Annotated in this window: 18 protein-coding genes and 1 riboswitch; of the genes, 3 read left to right on the top strand and 15 right to left on the bottom strand. The window is 40.1% G+C overall.

Going from position 1 to position 18,483, the window contains the following annotated elements; all coding sequences use genetic code 11:
- Window positions 1-15 precede the first annotated feature (15 nt).
- The 8 genes from AC3ZVC_RS13445 to AC3ZVC_RS13410 all read right to left on the bottom strand — a co-directional run bounded on the left by AC3ZVC_RS13445 (window position 16) and on the right by AC3ZVC_RS13410 (window position 7,516).
- Entirely contained in the window at window positions 16-831 is an 816-nt protein-coding gene (locus AC3ZVC_RS13445; protein ID WP_490068927.1) for a DUF2935 domain-containing protein, read from the bottom strand.
- A gap of 60 nt (window positions 832-891) precedes the next feature.
- Complete coding sequence (locus AC3ZVC_RS13440; RefSeq protein WP_490063747.1) at window positions 892-1,761, bottom strand: GNAT family N-acetyltransferase; 870 nt, start codon at window positions 1,759-1,761, stop codon at window positions 892-894.
- A 651-nt stretch (window positions 1,762-2,412) separates the two neighbouring features.
- Window positions 2,413-4,284, bottom strand: coding sequence for a PTS fructose transporter subunit IIABC (locus AC3ZVC_RS13435; RefSeq protein ID WP_490063746.1), 1,872 nt, complete (start codon window positions 4,282-4,284; stop codon window positions 2,413-2,415).
- A gap of 1 nt (window position 4,285) precedes the next feature.
- On the bottom strand, window positions 4,286-5,215 hold the full coding sequence (gene pfkB, locus AC3ZVC_RS13430) for a 1-phosphofructokinase (RefSeq protein ID WP_490063745.1): 930 nt from the start codon (window positions 5,213-5,215) through the stop codon (window positions 4,286-4,288).
- Window positions 5,212-5,964, bottom strand: coding sequence for a DeoR/GlpR family DNA-binding transcription regulator (locus tag AC3ZVC_RS13425; RefSeq protein ID WP_490063744.1), 753 nt, complete (start codon window positions 5,962-5,964; stop codon window positions 5,212-5,214). The genes pfkB and AC3ZVC_RS13425 overlap by 4 nt, the downstream gene beginning before the upstream one ends.
- Before the next feature lie 476 nt (window positions 5,965-6,440).
- Complete coding sequence (locus tag AC3ZVC_RS13420; RefSeq protein WP_490063743.1) at window positions 6,441-6,593, bottom strand: hypothetical protein; 153 nt, start codon at window positions 6,591-6,593, stop codon at window positions 6,441-6,443.
- 273 nt (window positions 6,594-6,866) lie between these two features.
- A complete protein-coding gene (locus AC3ZVC_RS13415) occupies window positions 6,867-7,136 on the bottom strand; it encodes a DUF2188 domain-containing protein (RefSeq protein WP_490063742.1) in 270 nt (89 codons plus the stop codon).
- A 146-nt stretch (window positions 7,137-7,282) separates the two neighbouring features.
- Window positions 7,283-7,516, bottom strand: a complete 234-nt coding sequence (locus tag AC3ZVC_RS13410; RefSeq protein WP_490063741.1) for a hypothetical protein — start codon at window positions 7,514-7,516, stop codon at window positions 7,283-7,285.
- Window positions 7,517-7,767: 251 nt separating this feature from the next.
- Between AC3ZVC_RS13410 and AC3ZVC_RS13405 the strand changes: the two genes are divergently transcribed.
- Window positions 7,768-8,274 carry a DoxX family membrane protein gene (locus tag AC3ZVC_RS13405; RefSeq protein WP_490063740.1) on the top strand — a complete coding sequence of 169 codons (507 nt, stop codon included), beginning with the start codon at window positions 7,768-7,770 and terminating at the stop codon, window positions 8,272-8,274.
- 45 nt (window positions 8,275-8,319) lie between these two features.
- On the opposite strand, the gene AC3ZVC_RS13400 is transcribed toward AC3ZVC_RS13405, so the two are convergent.
- The 3 genes from AC3ZVC_RS13400 to AC3ZVC_RS13390 are packed head-to-tail and all read right to left on the bottom strand — an operon-like array spanning window position 8,320 to window position 10,476.
- Window positions 8,320-8,709, bottom strand: coding sequence for a hypothetical protein (locus AC3ZVC_RS13400; protein ID WP_490063739.1), 390 nt, complete (start codon window positions 8,707-8,709; stop codon window positions 8,320-8,322).
- Window positions 8,693-9,409 carry an ABC transporter ATP-binding protein gene (locus tag AC3ZVC_RS13395; RefSeq protein WP_490063738.1) on the bottom strand — a complete coding sequence of 239 codons (717 nt, stop codon included), beginning with the start codon at window positions 9,407-9,409 and terminating at the stop codon, window positions 8,693-8,695. Before AC3ZVC_RS13395 ends, AC3ZVC_RS13400 begins: the two co-directional genes overlap by 17 nt.
- Window positions 9,409-10,476 (bottom strand): ABC transporter permease, encoded by a 1,068-nt coding sequence (locus AC3ZVC_RS13390; protein ID WP_490063737.1) that lies wholly within the window; start codon window positions 10,474-10,476, stop codon window positions 9,409-9,411. Before AC3ZVC_RS13390 ends, AC3ZVC_RS13395 begins: the two co-directional genes overlap by 1 nt.
- A 193-nt stretch (window positions 10,477-10,669) precedes the next feature.
- Between AC3ZVC_RS13390 and AC3ZVC_RS13385 the strand changes: the two genes are divergently transcribed.
- A complete protein-coding gene (locus AC3ZVC_RS13385) occupies window positions 10,670-11,266 on the top strand; it encodes a biotin transporter BioY (RefSeq protein ID WP_490063736.1) in 597 nt (198 codons plus the stop codon).
- An 18-nt stretch (window positions 11,267-11,284) separates the two neighbouring features.
- The gene (gene bioB, locus AC3ZVC_RS13380; protein ID WP_490063735.1) at window positions 11,285-12,277 is read left to right on the top strand and encodes a biotin synthase BioB; all 993 of its coding nucleotides are present in this window, start codon (window positions 11,285-11,287) and stop codon (window positions 12,275-12,277) included.
- A gap of 342 nt (window positions 12,278-12,619) precedes the next feature.
- On the opposite strand, the gene AC3ZVC_RS13375 is transcribed toward bioB, so the two are convergent.
- From AC3ZVC_RS13375 to AC3ZVC_RS13360, 4 genes are all read right to left on the bottom strand, one after another.
- A complete protein-coding gene (locus AC3ZVC_RS13375) occupies window positions 12,620-13,999 on the bottom strand; it encodes a sensor histidine kinase (RefSeq protein WP_490063734.1) in 1,380 nt (459 codons plus the stop codon).
- On the bottom strand, window positions 13,996-14,670 hold the full coding sequence (locus tag AC3ZVC_RS13370) for a response regulator transcription factor (RefSeq protein ID WP_490063733.1): 675 nt from the start codon (window positions 14,668-14,670) through the stop codon (window positions 13,996-13,998). The genes AC3ZVC_RS13375 and AC3ZVC_RS13370 overlap by 4 nt, the downstream gene beginning before the upstream one ends.
- A gap of 104 nt (window positions 14,671-14,774) precedes the next feature.
- Window positions 14,775-15,812: a ribonucleotide-diphosphate reductase subunit beta gene (locus AC3ZVC_RS13365; protein ID WP_490063732.1), complete on the bottom strand. Its 1,038-nt coding sequence runs from the start codon at window positions 15,810-15,812 to the stop codon at window positions 14,775-14,777.
- Between the two features lie 12 nt (window positions 15,813-15,824).
- A complete protein-coding gene (locus AC3ZVC_RS13360; protein ID WP_490063731.1) occupies window positions 15,825-18,047 on the bottom strand; it encodes a ribonucleoside-diphosphate reductase subunit alpha in 2,223 nt (740 codons plus the stop codon).
- 137 nt (window positions 18,048-18,184) lie between these two features.
- Window positions 18,185-18,379, bottom strand: a riboswitch (cobalamin riboswitch).
- Window positions 18,380-18,483: the final 104 nt, after the last annotated feature.

Here is an 18,483-nt window from a genome sequence, read left to right as displayed (position 1 = left end):
CATGGCAGCTGTTTCTTACTCTTTAAGTCTTGGCTTAGCGGGGTCACATTTTGGCTTTTCGGTTTGTGAGGATTCTGCCAGCTTTGTCAGGTAGTAGCATTCTTCACGGAACATATGATCAGCCATTAAAGCAGCAAACGTTCCTAAAGCTTCCTTGCTTAATTCAAGTTCTTCAATCTCTTCCAGGAAGTTCATGAACAGCTTCATTTCAAGTGCGACATCTTTATTGAATCTTTGAAGTGCTGGAAATGATGTGATATTTGTGCGGAGGAATCCTGACATTTCGACTGCTTTTAAATAAAAGGCTTCAAAGTCCTTCACATAATTATCACTGATTTTTTTAATTTTCTTCTCAACCAGTTCCATATTGTCCGATATTGCTCCTGCATGGCCGGCTGCATCGAGAAGCCAAATTAAGTGATGGTGAAGCTCATGAAATACAGGCGGTTCCTCTCCCTTTTTGAGATATTGGAGAACAAGTAAATATTCTTCCAATTCATTTACCATATGATTAATAAATACGGGCCCAAGGTGAATGGAAATTTTACCGGTCAAATGGCGTTCCATTATATTCAGCTTAAACTTTCTCAGCTTTTTTCCCTCTTCCTCAGCCCTTCTGCTTAATTCCTTCAGGTCATCCACTTCCACTCTTCCAAGAAGCTGATCAAAGGTTTGGATGAAATAATTTGCAAGCTCGATACTATCTTCTTCCTTCGGTGATAGCGAATCATGGATAAACCGGGCATGATCTCCCAATATCTGTAGCCAAAAGCCATGTTCAAATTTTGCAGCATTTTCAAAAGCAGCCAAAATATCTCCCCTTTCAACCATACTCATAAATACATATCAGTAAGCCAGGGGATTTATTCCATATATTAGATAATCCTGATCCTATAGATGTTTCCTCATCATTACCTGGACCAACTTTTTTTCGAACCCCATTTTTAAAAGAGCTTTTGAAAAAGGATTATTAGCAGAAATATTCACAGCAGTAAAATGAATCCTATCATCATAGTCTTGAAAAAGAGTACTTAGGATACCTTCTGCCTCATCCTCTTTAAATGTGCTGTTATGACTATACTTCAGCTGATATATGGTAATCCTGTCTGTGTTTCCACCGCTATCCAGCATCCGTTTATATAAAATGTACCCTTTCTCATTTCCCTCCGGACTGATAAAAACAGCGGCTTCTCCAAATTTAACGCTTTCCCACTGACATTGCCAAGCTGCTTCCCTATCATAAAAACCTAGAGTCTTCAATTGTTCCGGATAAACTTTTTTAATTATTAATTCGCTATTTCCAAGGGCTTTAAACTCTTCTCGCTCAACCTTTTTATTTAAATATAATAAATGGTCTGTGACCTCATATCCCATTTTTTTATATAGGCGAATTGCTCTTTCATTTTCTTCAATTGCCTCGAGGACAGCAGTATTAACATTTTCTTCTTTATAGATCTTCATCACTTCTTCCATCATTGCAACAGAAAGGCCTTTCCCCCTATATTCAGGAGCAATGCCGGTTCCCCCATTCCAGGCAATTTTTCTACCGTCAATCTCCCTGATTCCCGTCATAATAATACCAGAGGGTTCTCCATTCATAAAAGCAATAATCGATTTTTCAGGTGAAAGGTCTTCGAGGGCCATCCGGTTCATAAAGGCCTGAACATCCATTTTTACAGGTACCAAATATCCTGTGAAGCCTTTATTCCAAGCAGTTAACGCATCTTCCAAGGTGCATTGTGACAGCTTTTTAATCTTCATAAATCTTTCTCCTTTTAATATGGCTTAACATCTTCTCACCTTATTTTTGTTTGCTGCCTCTTTTAATAACAATAATAATCGCCATTTAAGTCACCCCTTTATAGACTGATTAGTTTATTTCCATTTAAAAAAATTTAAAAAAGACTACTCAGTTTATTTTATTAAACCATTAATTTTCAGTTTTTTCAATAAATTTAAGTTTTATTTACACTTTTTTAACGTTGATTTTTAAAAAGGCAAGTATGTGAAGAGGTTGATTTATAATTATTCTTATTTACAAAAACTACTTAAAAAAACAATCTTTTAGAAAGGCTCTTTTCGTATAGATTGTTGTTTTTGGACTCTAAAGCTTGTCCGTTGATTTCCGTTCCAGTCACGCAGCGAACCCGCGGGGAGGAACGGGAGCCTCCTCGGCGTTTCACGCCTGCGGGGTCTCCCGCTCCCTCTCTTCCCGCAGAACATTGAATAAGCCTCCCGAATAAGCACCGCACGAAGAAAATGCGAATGCATTTTCGAGGATCAAATGCCTTCCACTCCAATCAACTCAGTAATTAAAACTAGTTTGTAAGCAACAAACTTTGCGAAAACAGCCTTTAGAAAAGAGCATATGTAAAAAAGCCGATACGCACACAGTATCGGCTTTAGACATAATTATTTACTTAAAGGTTTTTTCAGTAATCCAATCAATAGTGCAGATACAAATGCACCTGCGATGATTCCTACAAGGTAAATAACCCACGGACCATCAACAAGAGGTACAACGAATACCCCGCCATGAGGCGCCCTTAATCCAATCCCAGCCATCATTGAAATGGCACCCGCCACGGCTGAACCCGCCATGATGGATGGAATGACGCGCAATGGATCTGCCGCAGCAAACGGGATAGCACCTTCAGTTATGAACGAGAATCCCATAATATAGTTTGCTTTTCCTGCATCCTGTTCCTGTTTCGTAAATCTATTCTTAAACAAAGTTGTTGCAAGCGCGATTGCAAGGGGGGGAACCATACCTGCAGCCATTATGGCAGCCATTGGTTCGTATACGCCGTTAGCCAATAGTCCGGTACCAAAGACATATGCTGATTTATTAACCGGGCCTCCCATATCGAAGGCCATCATTAGTCCGAGGACAACACCAAGAAGCACTGCATTTCCAGTTCCTAGACCTGAAAGCCACTCAGTAATGGCAGTATTCAAAGCTCCAACTGGCTTATTTACCACATAAAGCATCAGCAAACCAGTAATAGCGATTCCGAAAAGCGGATAAAGCAAGATCGTTTTGATTCCTTCCAGGGAAACTGGCAGTCCTGCAAAGGCCTTTTTTAAACCGACTACAACATATCCCGCAAGGAAACCGGCAATAATACCGCCAAGGAAGCCAGCTCCGCCAGAAGCAGCCAGCATTCCGCCTACAGCACCTGCTGCAAAACCAGGACGATCTGCAATACTCATTGCAATGAATGCTGCAAGAATCGGTACGATCAATCCGAAGGCATTTCCGCCTCCGATTGTCATCAATGCTTCTGCAATTGGGTGATAGGAAGGATCGTTAGGATCTGCAGCTTTATACCCGAACATAAAGGAAATGGCTATCAAGATTCCGCCTCCAACTACGAATGGAAGCATATTGGATACACCGTTCATCAGATGCTTATAGATGCCGGCCTTTTGCTCTTTTTTATTTTCAGACCCAGCAGTGCCATTTGAGCCTCCACCTTTATAAACTGGAGCATCCTTTTTTAACGCTTTTTCAATTAATTCCTGTGGTTTGCGAATTCCGTCCGCAACTGGAGTTTCCAGCAGGTGTTTACCGCTGAATCGCTCCAGTTCAACCTTTGTGTCCGCAGCAACGATGACTGCTGTTGCGTTTGCAATCTCTTCAGGTGTCAAAACATTTTTAGCACCGCTGGAACCATTTGTTTCGACTTTAATATCTACACCTAGTTCAGCTGCCTTTGCTTTTAAAGAATCTGCTGCCATATACGTATGTGCGATTCCTGTAGGGCAAGCTGTTACCGCAACGATAAAACGTTTGCTGTCTGCAATATTTTGATCTTCCTCTTCTTCTGTTTCATCATAGCTGTCAATAATATCTATAACTTCATCAGCTGAAGCCGCATTCTGCAGCTTTTTGCGGGCTTCTTCATTCATTAATATAGATGAAAGCCTAGATAATGCTTCCAGGTGCGTATTATTGGCGCCTTCAGGGGCTGCAATCATAAAGAATAAATGGGCAGGCTGCCCGTCAAGAGATTCATAATCCACCCCTGCTTCTGACTTGCCAAACGCAATTGCAGGCTCCTTCACCGCGCTCGTTTTCGCATGCGGGATGGCAATTCCGTCACCAATGCCTGTTGTGCTTTGCTCTTCCCTTTTTAAAATGGCTTCTTTGAATGCTGAGCGGTCATTTAGCTTTCCAGCTTTATCAAGCTGGTCTACCAGGCCATTTATTGCATCAATCTTCCCTGTTCCGCTCATAGAGAGCAGGATTGTTTCTCTTGTAAGCAATTCTGTAATTTTCATCCTAATTCTCCCCTTTTAGGTTGATCTTTGTAATGGAAACCTGAGGAAGCAACCCCTCTGCCTTTTCTTTCGTGCAAAGACCCAATGAAAACGCGGTTGCGCTTCCGGATGCCACACTGTATTGAAAAGCTTTTTCTATATCTCTATATTTTTCAATAGCTGCCAGGAAACCAGCTACCATAGAATCGCCTGCCCCGACTGAGCTTCTCACTTCCCCCTGTGGGACGCTAGCTATATATGCATTTTCATCTGTGATCAAGACTGCACCTTTCCCTGCTAATGACACAATTACATTTTGTGCGCCCATGTCCACAAGCTTTTGGCCATATGGAATGACTTCTTCGGCGGCTTTAAATTCTGTATCAAATATTTCTCCCAGTTCATGGTGGTTAGGCTTTATTAAAAATGGCTTGTAAGGAATGACCTTTTTCAGCAATTCGCCTTCAGCATCAACTACAAATGCTGTCCCGTTCTCCGAGCAAATTTTGACCAGTTCTTCATATGTTGTTTCTGGCAATGTGGAAGGAATACTACCAGCTAAAACGAGCAAATCCTCATCAGAAAGACTGGCTATTTTCTTTTTAAGGTCCTGAAGATTCTTTTCTGAAATAGTTGGACCTTTAGCATTGATTTCTGTTTCTTTTCCAGTCTTTATCTTTACATTAATCCTAGTGTCTTCAGCCACTGGAACAAAGTCAGTATCAATGTTTTCATTTTTTAGGTAATCAGCGATATAGTTTCCTGTAAATCCGCCGACAAAACCAAGAGCTTTGCTTTTAACACCCATTCTGTTTAGCACTCTTGAAACATTGATCCCTTTACCGCCGGGGAATTTAGTGTCATTTTGCATACGGTTTAACCCGCCGACTTTAATCTCATCCAGCTCTACGATGTAGTCCACTGACGGATTTAACGTCAATGTGTGTATCATGCTGTCACGACCTTTATTGTAGTTTTGCTGGTATAAGGCTCCTGATGCTCCCTATCCAGCTCATTTGTAATGATTGTTGCTGTATGCAGATCGGCAATTTTGGCAAAAGCTATTTCCGAGAACTTCGTATCATCAGCAAGCACAAAGGCCTCCCTTGAAAGCGAAATAGCCATTTGTTTAACCATGGCCTCATCCTGGTCCGGTGTGGTATATCCAAATTGTGGATGGATTCCGTTAACCCCCATAAAGCATTTGTCAAAGCGATAATGCTCAAGGCTTGCCAGCGCTCCCCTGCCAATAATAGCTTTTGTCTGCTCTTTGGCAAAACCGCCAATTAAAAATGTTTTTATATTCCGTTCGAGCAGTGCATTGATATGCATTAACCCGTTCGTTACAACGACGATATCTTTAGAGGGCAAAAATGGGATCATTTCTGTCACAGTTGAGCCTGCATCCAAATAAATTGAATCTCCCTCTTCAACAATATTTGCTGCATATTGAGCAATTTGGCGTTTTTGCTGAAGGTTTTTGGAGGATTTTTCAGTCATGCTCGGTTCTTGCAGCTTTCCCTGGAGCCTTGCTGCCCCGCCATGAATCCTTTTTAGGTATTTTCCCTCCTCCAGCTGAGAGAGATCTCTTCTGATTGTTGATTCGGATGTCTCTGTTATCTCAACCAGATCCTGAATTTTCACTACACCTTTTTCTTTTAAAAGCTGCAGAATCAATTTATGGCGCTCCGGTGTTAACATAACATCACCCCTAAATACTGTTTCTTGCCTTGATTACATCATACTGAAACCGATTGCAAAAATCAATCATTTTCATCCAAAAATATTCAAAAACAGTCATTAATATGATTGTTTTTGATTGTTTTGCAATGTTTCAGTATGCGGTCAATAATTAAAAGAATATTTAAATATATCAAAATAATAGTTTGCCCTCTGAGCTTTATTATGCTAGAATCAAAAATAACAATATATAGTTTTTCTATTCTTCCAATAATACTATATATTGTTTCATTTTTTGAATTTACTCGTTCCAAGGTCTCTTTTTGGTCCGCTTTCTATCTTGAAAGCGGACATTTTTTGTTTTTAGAAATAAAAACAACACTCCCAATTTTCCGGAGTGTTGTTTGCTGTTCCTATTCAAAAATAAACTTTTAGGTCCAAGCGCTCTCATAGGAATACCCTAAAAAGAAAAACGCAAGTAAGTTTTTGTTTTAATTTTACACAGGACAAGGCAATGCATTAATTGCAGCTTGACATCTTTGAATGACATCTCCTGCGCCAGGCACTAAACCAGCAAGTAAACTAGCAACCAATAACAGAACAAGTAACAGTAATTTCCCAAGTTGACAAAGAATACCTTGAAGCGGCATTAATCTCCCCCCCTTCTGAATAAGAAGTTCTATAAGGGGCCCCTTACATAATTCATTCTATGTAGTTAAGATGGACAAGTATAAACGAATATCCCTAATGCTAAAAAAAGGGCTGTCCAATCAAAGGAATCAGTTCGCATAATGATTAAAATAAACGCTATAGGCTGTTACACCTCACTTTGAATGCCGCTGTACAAACTGATAAAAAGGAGAGAATAAAATGGCATAAAACAGCCCGGTAAATACCGAAGCATTGCCGGGCTGTTTATCCATTTATTCATAATTAACAAGGTCTTCTATTTTTCCATCTTCATTATGAAGGATGGCCATTGTTCCTGCTTCCTCTGCCATACGTTTGGCTTCCTCCACTGCATCGGACCTGGATTCAGCAGTATATTCAGGATTATCCTGGCCTTCTTTTTTGACTGCCCATCCTTCATCATCATGCGGTACTACATGGAATCTCGCTTCATCTGTCCCTGCACGGTCTTTAAAATATTGTTCCTGTTCTTCACTGCGATTATTTTGGTTATTGTTTGCCATGGTCATACCTCCTGGATGTTGTTAGTTTGATATCATCAAAGTGTTGAGCAGTTTTACTTTACCCTCCTGGAATGGAAGAAAACCTAAAAAGGAGGGATACAGATTTATGCAACAAAAAAAGATGCCCCAAAAAGAGCATCCCAGGATTAATAATCTTTCTCGGAACAAGTTTCTTCTCTGGCTGCTTGCCGATCATCATGCCACAGCTTCAGGTGGGTGAGGATTGTGAACAGAAAAAAGAAGTTCATCGCCCATATCGTTACAAAAGGGCTGATCCCGCCAAAGTCAATCGTTTGGTAGCCTTTCAAGAACATGACAATATAAGCTTCAACAAATACGAGGAAAAATCCTCCAATACCAGCGACTGACATTCGAATCATGCCTCGCCCTCCTTTTCTTTCTTTATAATTATTATAATCCTATCTCTATTTTGGTACAATATCGCCGGTAAAAATATTCTGTTTAATCCCGCTATACTGCAGTGTGTCCTTCTTTTTTAACCAATTTCATATTATTGCCATAATCTTTCTGCAGATGTGTGAACACTCTTTTAAATCGATCCATTTTTGTTTCCTTCGGAGTATATTATAAGTGTAATCATCAATTAAATTTTTGGAAGGAAGCGATTAGGATGTTTGTAAAATGGCTTAGAGAAAATCAAATTGCTGCTGCACTTCTCACTGTGATCAGATTATATCTTGGGTATTCTTGGCTGACTGCCGGTTACCATAAAGTAGTGGATGGCTTCGATGCATCCGGATTTTTGCAAGGAGCGGTTGCTAAAGCAACTGGCGATCACCCAGCTGTTCAAAGCTGGTGGGCAGCCTTCCTTGAAGGCATTGCCGTTCCAAACGCAGAATTATTCAGCTTTTTGGTAGCTTGGGGAGAATTGCTTGTAGGTCTTGGATTGATTTTAGGATGCTTGACCACTGCCGCTGCCTTCTTTGGAATTATCATGAATTTTGCTTTCTTGTTCTCTGGAACAGTCAGCACAAACGCACAAATGGTCCTTTTAACCATATTCATTCTTGTTGCAGGCTATAACGCCGGAAAATTCGGTCTTGATCGCTATGTCACCCCATTCCTGCGCAAACTATTCAAAGGGAAACTGGGAAGAAATGAAACAATTGCCTCTTAATCTACCTATTATATAAAGCCCGTTCGATTTCGAACGGGTCTTTTTTTAGTCTTCACTTGTTTTTAAAAAGGTTAAAATGACAAATAGCAGGAAGCTAATCAGCAGAATAACTCCACCGAAGATATAAAGAGCTGTGTTGACTGCTTCTGACAAAAAAGCCGGCTGGTAAATATGCAGTGCCATTCCGCCTGTTAATCCAATAGAACCGGCAGCCGCAGTCATGACATGCAGCTTTGACAATACCTTGCTGGCTGGAGTAAACACTTTATAATAAACAGCCCAAGCAAAAAGCGATAACCATCCAACAACCAAAATATGTGCATGGATTGGCCTAATGGCATAATCATTCGATCCAGCCATATGAGCTCCTAAGCCAGCGCCAATTAAAGCAAAAATTGCGGAAAGTCTTAATAAAAATTTACTGTACTGATGCATTGTTTGTTCTCCTTTTCGCTGTTTGTTCTAATAGCTGGCCATCTTGCATGGCATAAATCCGGTCACAGAATGGCAAAACCCCTTCATCATGCGTCACAATGATACCCGCCTTGTTTTTCTCTTTTACAATCCTGGAAATTAATCCGGTAATCGCCGCACTCCGGTTTGAATCCAGGCTGGCTGTCGGCTCGTCCGCTAATATGATATCCGGGTCATTAGCAAAGGCTCTGGCTATTGCCACCCTTTGCTTTTCACCACCTGAAAGCTGATGGGGATAATGGCTTGACCTATGTTCCATGCCAACTGATATTAATAAATCTCTAACATAATCACTTTTTTCTTCCGTGTTATGCTTAGCCATTTTCAGAACAAGGCCCAACTGCTCTTCTACTTTCAGGTAAGGTACCAGATTTGAAGTTTGAAAGATATAGCCAATGGAATGCAGCCTGACGTCAGCTTTTTCAAAACCAAAAAGACTGGAAACTTCTTTTCCATTTATAAATATTTCTCCATCATCCGGGGTCAAAAGAGCTCCGGCAATGGATAGAAAAGTACTTTTTCCTGAACCAGAGGGCCCTATAACTGCTGCTAATTCGCCTTTTTCAATTGAAAAAGAAAGATCACTTAATATTTTAATATTTTTATCACCGTCATTAAAGGATTTATTAATTTGTTTAAGAACCAAAGGATAATTTCCCATTATTCCACCCTTCCCATTGCCTGAATTGGATCTGCTTTTATGATGTTTATGCTGGAAATAAGTGATCCAAAAAGTGATACCATACACAGGATTGCAGCATATTTAATGATCTGAACAATATCAAATACAAAAGGAATGTTTGGGGGAAGGAGAAGTCCTGCCATCCATGTAAAGCCTATAGCTGCTCCAATACTTATCACTGTCAGCATTAGAACCTGTGCTAAAGTGTTTTTTATTAAAAAGCCCGTTTTGGCTCCAATTGCCTTTAAAATACCCATCTGGCCCTTCTTTTGGATCGTCATTATATAGAAGAAAGCTGCCAGGACAAATACAGCAATCACAATCAAAAACGAAAGCATCATGAATAGAGAATTCTGTTCAGCCTCGTAGCCTGGAATACCGCTAATAACCTTCTCTTTTTCCGCCCAAATACCATCTGCAGCTTTGGTGATTTTATCCTGCAGAACTTGATCCTTCTCCTGCAATGCCAGAAAGCTGGCTTTTCCATTTGTTAGCCTACTCCAGTAATCAAGGGATATAAACGCAACTGGTGTATGGCTATAGGTTTGATGTTCCGTAAATCCTGAAACTGTAAATATTGCACCAGTGCGTTCATCCTCCAGCACATCACCAATTTTCACTCCCTCTTTCTTAAGAGAACTGTCGGCAAGCATGGAATTATTATCAGTAAGTGCTTTACCCTCAATCACGTGAGGCTCTAAGTAACTTCCTGGATTAATAGCCATGAAGGTTACATCCAGCTTTTGATTATCCTTTCCTTTCAGCGATGCCATTTGGATGGCTGCAGGCTGAACATTTGCCGAAGAGGATTCAAATTGTGCCTGGCTAATCTCTAAGTTTGAACGGTCTAATCGTAACTTTGCATCACTGGAAATAAAAAAAGCCTCCGCATCCATTGTTTTGAATGACGATGCATTATCCATTGATAGTCCGTTTGCAAGGCCATTTATAATAAAAACCAGCCCAGCGATAAAAAACAGAATAAAGCTTATTAGCAGATATCTTACCTTAAAAAAGCGCATCTCCTTAAAGGATAATATGAACATTTCAATCACCTTCCTCTTCTTTCTTCCTCTTTACTATAAAAAGTGAATATGAACAGAAAATGAACAGATGGTTACAAATTATAAGAGTAGAAGACTTATTAATGTTAACTATATATAAAAACAGGTTGACATATTATATACCCTGCTATTATTCTAAATTATATAAATATTAATTCACATCAGGAGGCATCTTATGAAAAAAGGATTAAGAACAATTGATTTAACACTGGCTGGAATGTTTGTTGCGCTTATGGCTGTAGGAGCAAATATTACCTCATTTGTTCCTTTTATGGTGATTGGCGGAGTTCCTATTACTCTGCAAACCTTTTTTGCCATTTTGGCAGGGGCCATTTTAGGAAGCCGCTTAGGTGCTATAACAATGGGAGTATATGCCTTTGTCGGTCTTGCAGGTGCTCCGGTTTTCGCTAAATTTGGCGGAGGGTTTGCTACATTAATAAGCCCCACATTTGGATTTATCCTATCTTTTATTTTTACAGCTTATGTAACAGGCAAAATCATTGAAAAGAAAAAATCCCTGCCTGTTTATGTTACTGCTGCCTTATTAGGCATGATAATCAACTATGTTTTCGGGACGAATTGGATGTTTATGGCTTACAAGCTATGGTTTACAGCGCCAGAAGGCTTTACCTATCAAATGGCATGGCTGTGGATGGTTGTCCCGCTTCCAAAAGATATAATTCTATCCGTTTTTGCCGGAATGATGGCTTACCGCTTGGAATATAGAGTATTTGCGCGCAGCCAATTCAGAAAGAAAAACCACGCAGCATAACACAAGAGGAGGAGTTTCATGAATTATCGAGAGTTAGCGCAAAATGTATTGGAAGGATATCAACTGACAGATTCGGAGGCTTTGGAAATTCTAAATTGCCCCGATGAAGAACTGCTTGATTTATTGCATAGCGCCTATAAGATACGCCATCATTACTATGGGAATCAAGTCAAGCTGAATATGATTATTAACACTAAATCAGGCTTATGTCCTGAAAACTGCGGCTACTGTTCGCAATCGAGCATATCCACAGCTCCTATTGAAAAGTATAGAATGATGGATAAAAAATCCATACTCAAGGGAGCGACACAAGCTCACCAGCTGAACGTTGGCACTTATTGTATTGTGGCGAGCGGAAGAGGGCCAAGCAATAAAGAATTAGATGAAGTTGTATCAGCTGTTAAAGAAATAAAGGAATCCTATAATATGAAGGTTTGTGCCTGTCTAGGGCTCCTAAAGCCTGAACAGGCTGAAAAGCTGAAGGAAGCAGGAGTGGACCGCTATAATCACAATGTCAACACCTCAGAAACTCATCATGAAACTATTACTACATCACATACATATCAGGACAGAGTCAACACGGTCCAATTAATTAAGGAAGCCGGAATATCTCCATGCTCCGGTGTGATCATCGGCATGAAAGAGACCAAACAGGATGTAATCATGATGGCTAGAAGCCTTAAAGCTCTTGATGCAGATTCAATTCCAGTTAACTTTTTGCATGCGATTGATGGTACACCGCTCGAAGGAACAAATGAGCTGAACCCTCGCTACTGCCTAAAGGTGCTATGCCTGATGCGTTTTATAAACCCTTCTAAGGAGATCCGCATTTCCGGGGGCAGGGAGGTTAATCTTCGCAGTCTTCAGCCGCTTGGCTTATATCCGGCCAATTCCATTTTTGTTGGCGATTATTTGACCACTGCCGGCCAGGAAAGTACAGCTGACCATCAAATGCTGAAAGATCTTGGTTTTGAAATTGACTTTGTTTCTGATAATGCAATTTTAACTTAAATTAAAGGCTCTTTTCTAGTTAATAGTTGTTTTTGCTTTTGAATTCAGACCGTTGATTTCAGCTACGGGCATTTGCTTTCCGCGGGAAGCGATGCGAGCCTCCTCGGCTTCGCCTGTGGGGTCTCCCACTTCCCTCTCTTCCCGCAGGACATTGAATAGACATCCTTGAGTAAACATCGCACGAAGAAAATGCGGATGCATTTTCGAGGATCAAATGCCCTCCGCTACAATCAGCTCAGTTAGAAAAACTAAGTTTGCCTTCAAATAGCAACAAACTTTACGATAACAGCCAAATTAAAAGAAGATCCTGCGGTTAAGCAGGATCTTTCTGTTACTGCGTTTTTAGAGCTTTTTTGGCAGAGTCACTGTAAAAGTGGTACCTTCCCCTTTCTTGCTCATTACTTCTATTTTGCCATTATGCAAATCAACAATGGAATAAACAATTGCCAGCCCCAGTCCTGATCCTTCAATAGAACGAGTTCTGGAAGTATCGGCCCTGTAAAATCGGTCATAAATCCTTGAAAGCTCATCCTGCTCCATTCCAATTCCATTATCTTTAAAAAAGATTTCATAATGGTTCTCTTGTTCAACTAATGTAATGTCTATTTCCCCATTTCCGCTGCAATATTTAATGCTATTTGTCAGCAGATTTTCCCATACGGAATAGAGAAGAGGAGGATCTGCCACTATATAGGCTTTCGGCAAAGAATAGCTCGCCATCATTCCTTTTTCACTTAAATTCCATTGATATTGGCGAATAACCTTTTTGATTTGTTCACTAAGGTCATATTTTTGGACGTTAAGAAGGTCGGCCCTGCTATCGATTGATGACAAAAGGAGAAGCTGCCGTGTCAGTGTTGATAAGCGATCAATTTCAGAATCGACTGCACCAATGTTTTTCCAGGTCTCCTCCTGTGTTCCTCCTCCTTTTATTAGCTCGATGTACCCTTTTATATTTGAAAGAGGAGACTGAATATCATGGGAGATATTGCCAATGAATTCCTTGCGCATTTCATTGGTCTTTTCAAGCTTATTTGCCATTTTTGTAAAGTTGGAAGCCAATTCTCCGATTTCATCACGCCTATTAATATTGAGCTTAATGCCAAAGTCTCCCGCAGCAAGAAGCGATGTTGCACGATTAAGCTTTCCGATTGGGCGAATAAGGTATTTTGTACTGAACAGAACGAGTATTATGGTCAATAAAATCATACCTGCAACGAGCCATGCAATCAGTGAGTGAAGCTCCCCAAAAAGGAGCTTGATATCTGGACGTATAAATAAACCATAGTTTAACCCTCTATATTCAAACGGAATTCCCACAGTATTTTTTAATTCATTGGCAAAAAAACCAGTAACAAATGTCTTATGGGGAAAGGCCGCAATCCCATGATATTCCTCTCCGTCCAGCACCATTTCCTTTGCTTCTTCCGGTAAATTATTCTCTCTAAAACCAGAACCGTAATAAGTCTCTTCACCATTTTTATTCACGATGAATATTTGATATCCAATGGAACCGATGTGTGCGAAATAGCTATGTAAATCCGTATCCTCATGTGAACCAATAAAATCAGCCATTTCCATAGCGATATTGGCCATTTTAGTATCATTTTGACTTTTCAATTCCTTTTGATAATACGCATTTGATGTAAAAAAAGAAATAAGGCCGCTTACAACCATAATAATGATGGTAGTAAGTGTAAACTTGGAATACAATGATCTCATTGCCGATACTCCAAAGAATAGCCGATTCCTCGCAAGGTTTTTATGTTGAATTCTGTCAAACCCTTTGAAAAACGCTCCCTTAAGCGTTTAATATGAACATCAACCGTGCGTTCATCGCCTTCATAATCCATGCCCCAAATCTGTTCAATTAATTGGCCCCTGCTAAATACCTGATTAGGATGGGAAGCAAGAAAGTGTAGCAATTCGAACTCTTTTAAAGGGAGCATATAGGTCTTGCCATCCATCTCTACTTCATAGCTTTTTTTATTAATAAGCAGACTTCCTATTCGAAGATTTTCCACCTCGCTTTTTCCATACCTTCTTAAAAGAGCATTTACCCTGAACAATAGCTCCTTTGGCTCAAAAGGCTTGACAAGATAATCATCTGTCCCCAATAAAAAGCCTTTTTCCTTGTCTTCCAGCTGGCTTTTTGCGGTCAGCATTATAATAGGGACCTCGGAAAATTTTCTTATTTCTTCTGTCAGTCTATAGCCGTCAATATAGGGCATCATAAGGTCAATAATGGCAAGATCAATGGCCTCATTTTTAATAAAATCAAAAGCTTTTGAGCCATTTGCCGCCTCAACGGTTTGAAAACCTGCCTTGTTTAAAAGCTCTTTTACTAAAAAACGGACATGCTGATCATCATCTGTTATTAAAATTGTCTTCATACCTGCACCTGCTCACTATATAATCTACTGAATCTATTGTATTAAATTAGGGCATAGAAATAAACCTTGCCAGAACAGCAAGGTTTATAGAATAAATTCTAAATCTATAATTCGTCAAATCCATTATCCACTTGTACCTTTGTATATTGCCGTGACTTTTGTTCAAAGAAATCCGATTTGCCATGGTCCACTTCTTCGTACGCTACAATCCAGCGAAGCGGATTTGTACGATAACCCTCAAATGGACGCTCATAGCCCAGCTGATTGCAGCGCACATTTGCATAAAATTTGATGTATGCCTCCACATCAGAGAGCAGGATTCCTTCAGTCTTCTCGCCTATCACATAACGAGCCCATTTTATTTCCAATTCAGCAGCCCGTTTAAAAGTACCCAGGACAAAGTCCTCCAATTCATTTGTTTCCAGTTCCGGATTTTCATGCAAAATTTCCTTGAATATTTTCACAAACAGATCCACATGGATTTGCTCGTCCCGATTAATATAATTTATCATCGTGGATGTTGCTACCATTTTTTGATTTCTTGCCAAATGATAAAAGAATGCAAAGCCCGAATAGAAAAATAATCCTTCCAACACGACATCATACACAATCGATTTCAGCAAATTTTCAGGGTTTGGATTCTCGGTAAAGTCCTGATACCCATTCGTTACAAACTGATTTCTTTCTGCTAATATAGGCTCCGTCCTCCAAAATTCAAAGACCTCATCCTGCTTTTGTTTTGGTACAAGGCTTGACAGCACATATGAATAAGAGTGATTATGGATCACCTCCTGCTGTGCCAGAATGATCATAAGTGCTGAGAGGCTCGAATCCGTTAAATAATCAGCAACCTTACCTGCATAATCCGTCTGAATGCTGTCGAGCAATGCCAGCAATCCAATAATCTTCAAAAAAGCTGCTTGTTCATCTTCTTTTAACGCAGGAAATTGCTTTATATCCTGTGACATATTTATTTCAAATGGCGTCCAGAAATTAGCCAGCATTTTTTTATATTTCGGGTATGCCCAGGAAAAACGGACATCATCCCAATTAAGAATATTAGAGCATTCCCCGTTTAAGATTGAAGTTGCACGATTTGGTGCAGCAGTGTTGATTAGTTGACGCTTTTTTAATTTTTTCATAGGATTCTCCCCTTAGCTTGAACAAGATTCACAGTCTTCTATTTCTGATGATGTAGAACGTATATAATAGGTTGTTTTTAATTTATTATTCCAGGCACTAAGATGCAGATTTAAAAGATGTACCGCTTTTATATTGTTAGGGATGTAAAAATTAAATGAAATCGCCTGGTCAATATGCTTTTGCCTTTTGGCATTCTGCTGGATGCTCCACTCCTGGCCAATATGGTAGGCAGACTTGTAATACCAGATGGTTTCGCTGTTTAAGTCAGGAGCTGTCACAGGAATCCGGTAATCTTTTTTCTCCTCGGAATATTGTTTATTAAAAATAGGGTCTATACTTGGTGTGCTGCCTGCAATCAAGGCGGTTGATGCATTGGGAGCAACCGCCATCAAGTACCCATTGCGGATTCCAACTTTCTTTACTTTTTCTTTTAATGCGGTCCAATTAAATTTGGAGTCCGTGTTCAAATATCCTCTTTTTTCAAAATAGGCGCCTGTCTCCCAATCAGATCCCTCAAAAGCTGGATATTCCCCTTTTTCTTCTGCAAGGGTCATAGAGCTCATTATCGTTAAATAGGCAATTTTTTCATAGAGCTTGTCAGCAAAGTCTGCTGCCTGCATGCTTTCCCAGGGAATCTTTTTCAGTGCAAGCAGATGGTGCCATCCAAATGTCCCCAAACCAATCGCCCGGTACTTTTGATTGGTGATTTGTCCTTGGAGTACTGGAATCCTGTTAATATCAATCACATTATCTAGCATCCGTACCTGAATCGGAATGAGCCTTTCAAGGACATTATGTTGGGAGGCTCTTGCCAGATTAATAGATGAAAGATTGCAAACGACAAAGTCTCCAGGTATCTTTTCAATAATGATCTTCCCATCCTTGGTATACTCTTCCGTTCTCTTAGTTATACTTTGATTTTGAACAATCTCTGTACAAAGATTTGTACAATAGATCATTCCGGAGTGGGAATTTGTATTTTTCCGATTTACTTCATCCCGATAAAACATGAAGGGAGTTCCTGTCTCGAGCTGGCTTTTCATGATTGACTTCATAATTTCGATTGCAGGTACCTTTTCTCTTGAAAGCAGGGGGCTGTCAAGGCATTCTTTGTATTTCTGCCTGAAAGATCCCTCCCGTTCACCTTCGTCATAAAAGTCCTCAAGCGAAAAACCCATTACCTTCCGTACTTCATGAGGATCAAACAAGTACCAATACCCGCGGCATTCTACTTTCTCCATAAACAAATCCGGGATGCACACTCCGGTAAATAAATCATGGGTTCGCTGTCTTTCATCTCCGTTATTAAGCTTTGCATCCAGGAAGGAGAAGATATCTTTATGCCATACATCCAGATAAACGCTGATCGCTCCCTGACGCTGTCCCAGCTGGTCCACACTGACCGCTGTATTATTCAGCTGCTTCATCCATGGAATGACACCTGATGAAGCGCCTTTAAAACCTTTAATATCACTGCCTCTGCTGCGGATTTTCCCCAAGTAGACACCGATTCCCCCGCCATTCTTCGACAGAGAGGCTATATCTGTATTGCTGTCATAGATTCCCTCAAGGCTGTCATCGACCGTTTCAACAAAACAGCTGGAAAGCTGTCCCCAGTTTTTTCCCGTATTTGCCAGTGTAGGCGTGGCCACTGTCATATATAAGCCGCTCATGGCCCAGTAGGCTTCCTTCACAAGCTTCAGCCGCTTTTCCGGCCGTTCCCTTTTCATTAAAACCATGCTTATGATCATAAACCGTTCCTGTGGCAGCTCATATAGATTTTTCTGTCTATCCCTCGCAAGATACCTATCTGCAAGCATTTTCAGCCCCAAATATGTAAATAAATGATCATTTTCCTTTATAATAGTTTCTGCCAGCTCATTGATTTCGCCCTGTGAGTAGGTATCCAATAAATCTTTTTCATAGATTTCCAGAGCTGTCAGCCGCTCGATCAATTGATAAAAGTGTCCGTAGCAATCCTCCGGCAAACAACCTCTGTTTTCACCTGCTTCCTGATACAATTTTTTTAAAAGAAGGCGTGAAGCTGCAAAGGTCCAATCAGGCTCATCCATACTTATCCATGACAAACATTCTAAAATCAGCTGATCATACAGCGCTTCTTCCTTTAGATGGTTCATCTCTTCAGATCTTTTCAATAATAATTCAAAATCAAGGCTTGGAAATTCTGATTTCAGTTCCTCTATTACTGTATTCGTTTGTAAGGTATATACCATCTTGCTTCCTCCTAAATGGCAAAATAAAAATCCGCCCGGAAAATGAGCGGATCAAACGAAAGTTAATAGCAGGATCCAGTTCTTCTATGGAAAGCCATTACACCATCGTTTCATCATCTCAATCCCCGAAGATAAGAAACTTTCGATCGCCCTGGCAGGTCTCCTGGCTTGTGCTTCAATCTACTAAAAGCCCTTCCCATACTAGCGCCATAAAGCGGCTTGTACAGTGGCATGCTTTTTTCGTCTGCACTTACAGTTGCGGGGACAGCTCCGGATTTCCACCGGATTCCCTTTTAAGTCCATTTAAGAACACCAATCACGATCTATATGTAGTTTTTCATTTTATAATAATCACTATATATTGTAGGTAATTCTATCATAGGGAATACTAGATTACAAATTATTTAATTTAAGCTCTTTTCGTATAGAATGTTAT

Source organism: Cytobacillus sp. C11.1 (assembly GCF_058145115.1).
This window is presented reverse-complemented; position numbering and strand designations above follow the sequence as displayed.

Bases quoted from the DNA above. Each gene is read 5' to 3' on its own strand.
- AC3ZVC_RS13445 (WP_490068927.1), bottom strand. From the start codon at position 831: ATGGTTGAAAGGGGAGATATTTTGGCTGCTTTTGAAAATGCTGCAAAA.
- AC3ZVC_RS13440 (WP_490063747.1), bottom strand. From the start codon at position 1,761: ATGAAGATTAAAAAGCTGTCACAATGCACCTTGGAAGATGCGTTAACT.
- AC3ZVC_RS13435 (WP_490063746.1), bottom strand. From the start codon at position 4,284: ATGAAAATTACAGAATTGCTTACAAGAGAAACAATCCTGCTCTCTATG.
- pfkB (WP_490063745.1), bottom strand. From the start codon at position 5,215: ATGATACACACATTGACGTTAAATCCGTCAGTGGACTACATCGTAGAG.
- AC3ZVC_RS13425 (WP_490063744.1), bottom strand. From the start codon at position 5,964: ATGTTAACACCGGAGCGCCATAAATTGATTCTGCAGCTTTTAAAAGAA.
- AC3ZVC_RS13420 (WP_490063743.1), bottom strand. From the start codon at position 6,593: ATGCCGCTTCAAGGTATTCTTTGTCAACTTGGGAAATTACTGTTACTT.
- AC3ZVC_RS13415 (WP_490063742.1), bottom strand. From the start codon at position 7,136: ATGGCAAACAATAACCAAAATAATCGCAGTGAAGAACAGGAACAATAT.
- AC3ZVC_RS13410 (WP_490063741.1), bottom strand. From the start codon at position 7,516: ATGATTCGAATGTCAGTCGCTGGTATTGGAGGATTTTTCCTCGTATTT.
- AC3ZVC_RS13405 (WP_490063740.1), top strand. From the start codon at position 7,768: ATGTTTGTAAAATGGCTTAGAGAAAATCAAATTGCTGCTGCACTTCTC.
- AC3ZVC_RS13400 (WP_490063739.1), bottom strand. From the start codon at position 8,709: ATGCATCAGTACAGTAAATTTTTATTAAGACTTTCCGCAATTTTTGCT.
- AC3ZVC_RS13395 (WP_490063738.1), bottom strand. From the start codon at position 9,409: ATGGGAAATTATCCTTTGGTTCTTAAACAAATTAATAAATCCTTTAAT.
- AC3ZVC_RS13390 (WP_490063737.1), bottom strand. From the start codon at position 10,476: ATGTTCATATTATCCTTTAAGGAGATGCGCTTTTTTAAGGTAAGATAT.
- AC3ZVC_RS13385 (WP_490063736.1), top strand. From the start codon at position 10,670: ATGAAAAAAGGATTAAGAACAATTGATTTAACACTGGCTGGAATGTTT.
- bioB (WP_490063735.1), top strand. From the start codon at position 11,285: ATGAATTATCGAGAGTTAGCGCAAAATGTATTGGAAGGATATCAACTG.
- AC3ZVC_RS13375 (WP_490063734.1), bottom strand. From the start codon at position 13,999: ATGAGATCATTGTATTCCAAGTTTACACTTACTACCATCATTATTATG.
- AC3ZVC_RS13370 (WP_490063733.1), bottom strand. From the start codon at position 14,670: ATGAAGACAATTTTAATAACAGATGATGATCAGCATGTCCGTTTTTTA.
- AC3ZVC_RS13365 (WP_490063732.1), bottom strand. From the start codon at position 15,812: ATGAAAAAATTAAAAAAGCGTCAACTAATCAACACTGCTGCACCAAAT.
- AC3ZVC_RS13360 (WP_490063731.1), bottom strand. From the start codon at position 18,047: ATGGTATATACCTTACAAACGAATACAGTAATAGAGGAACTGAAATCA.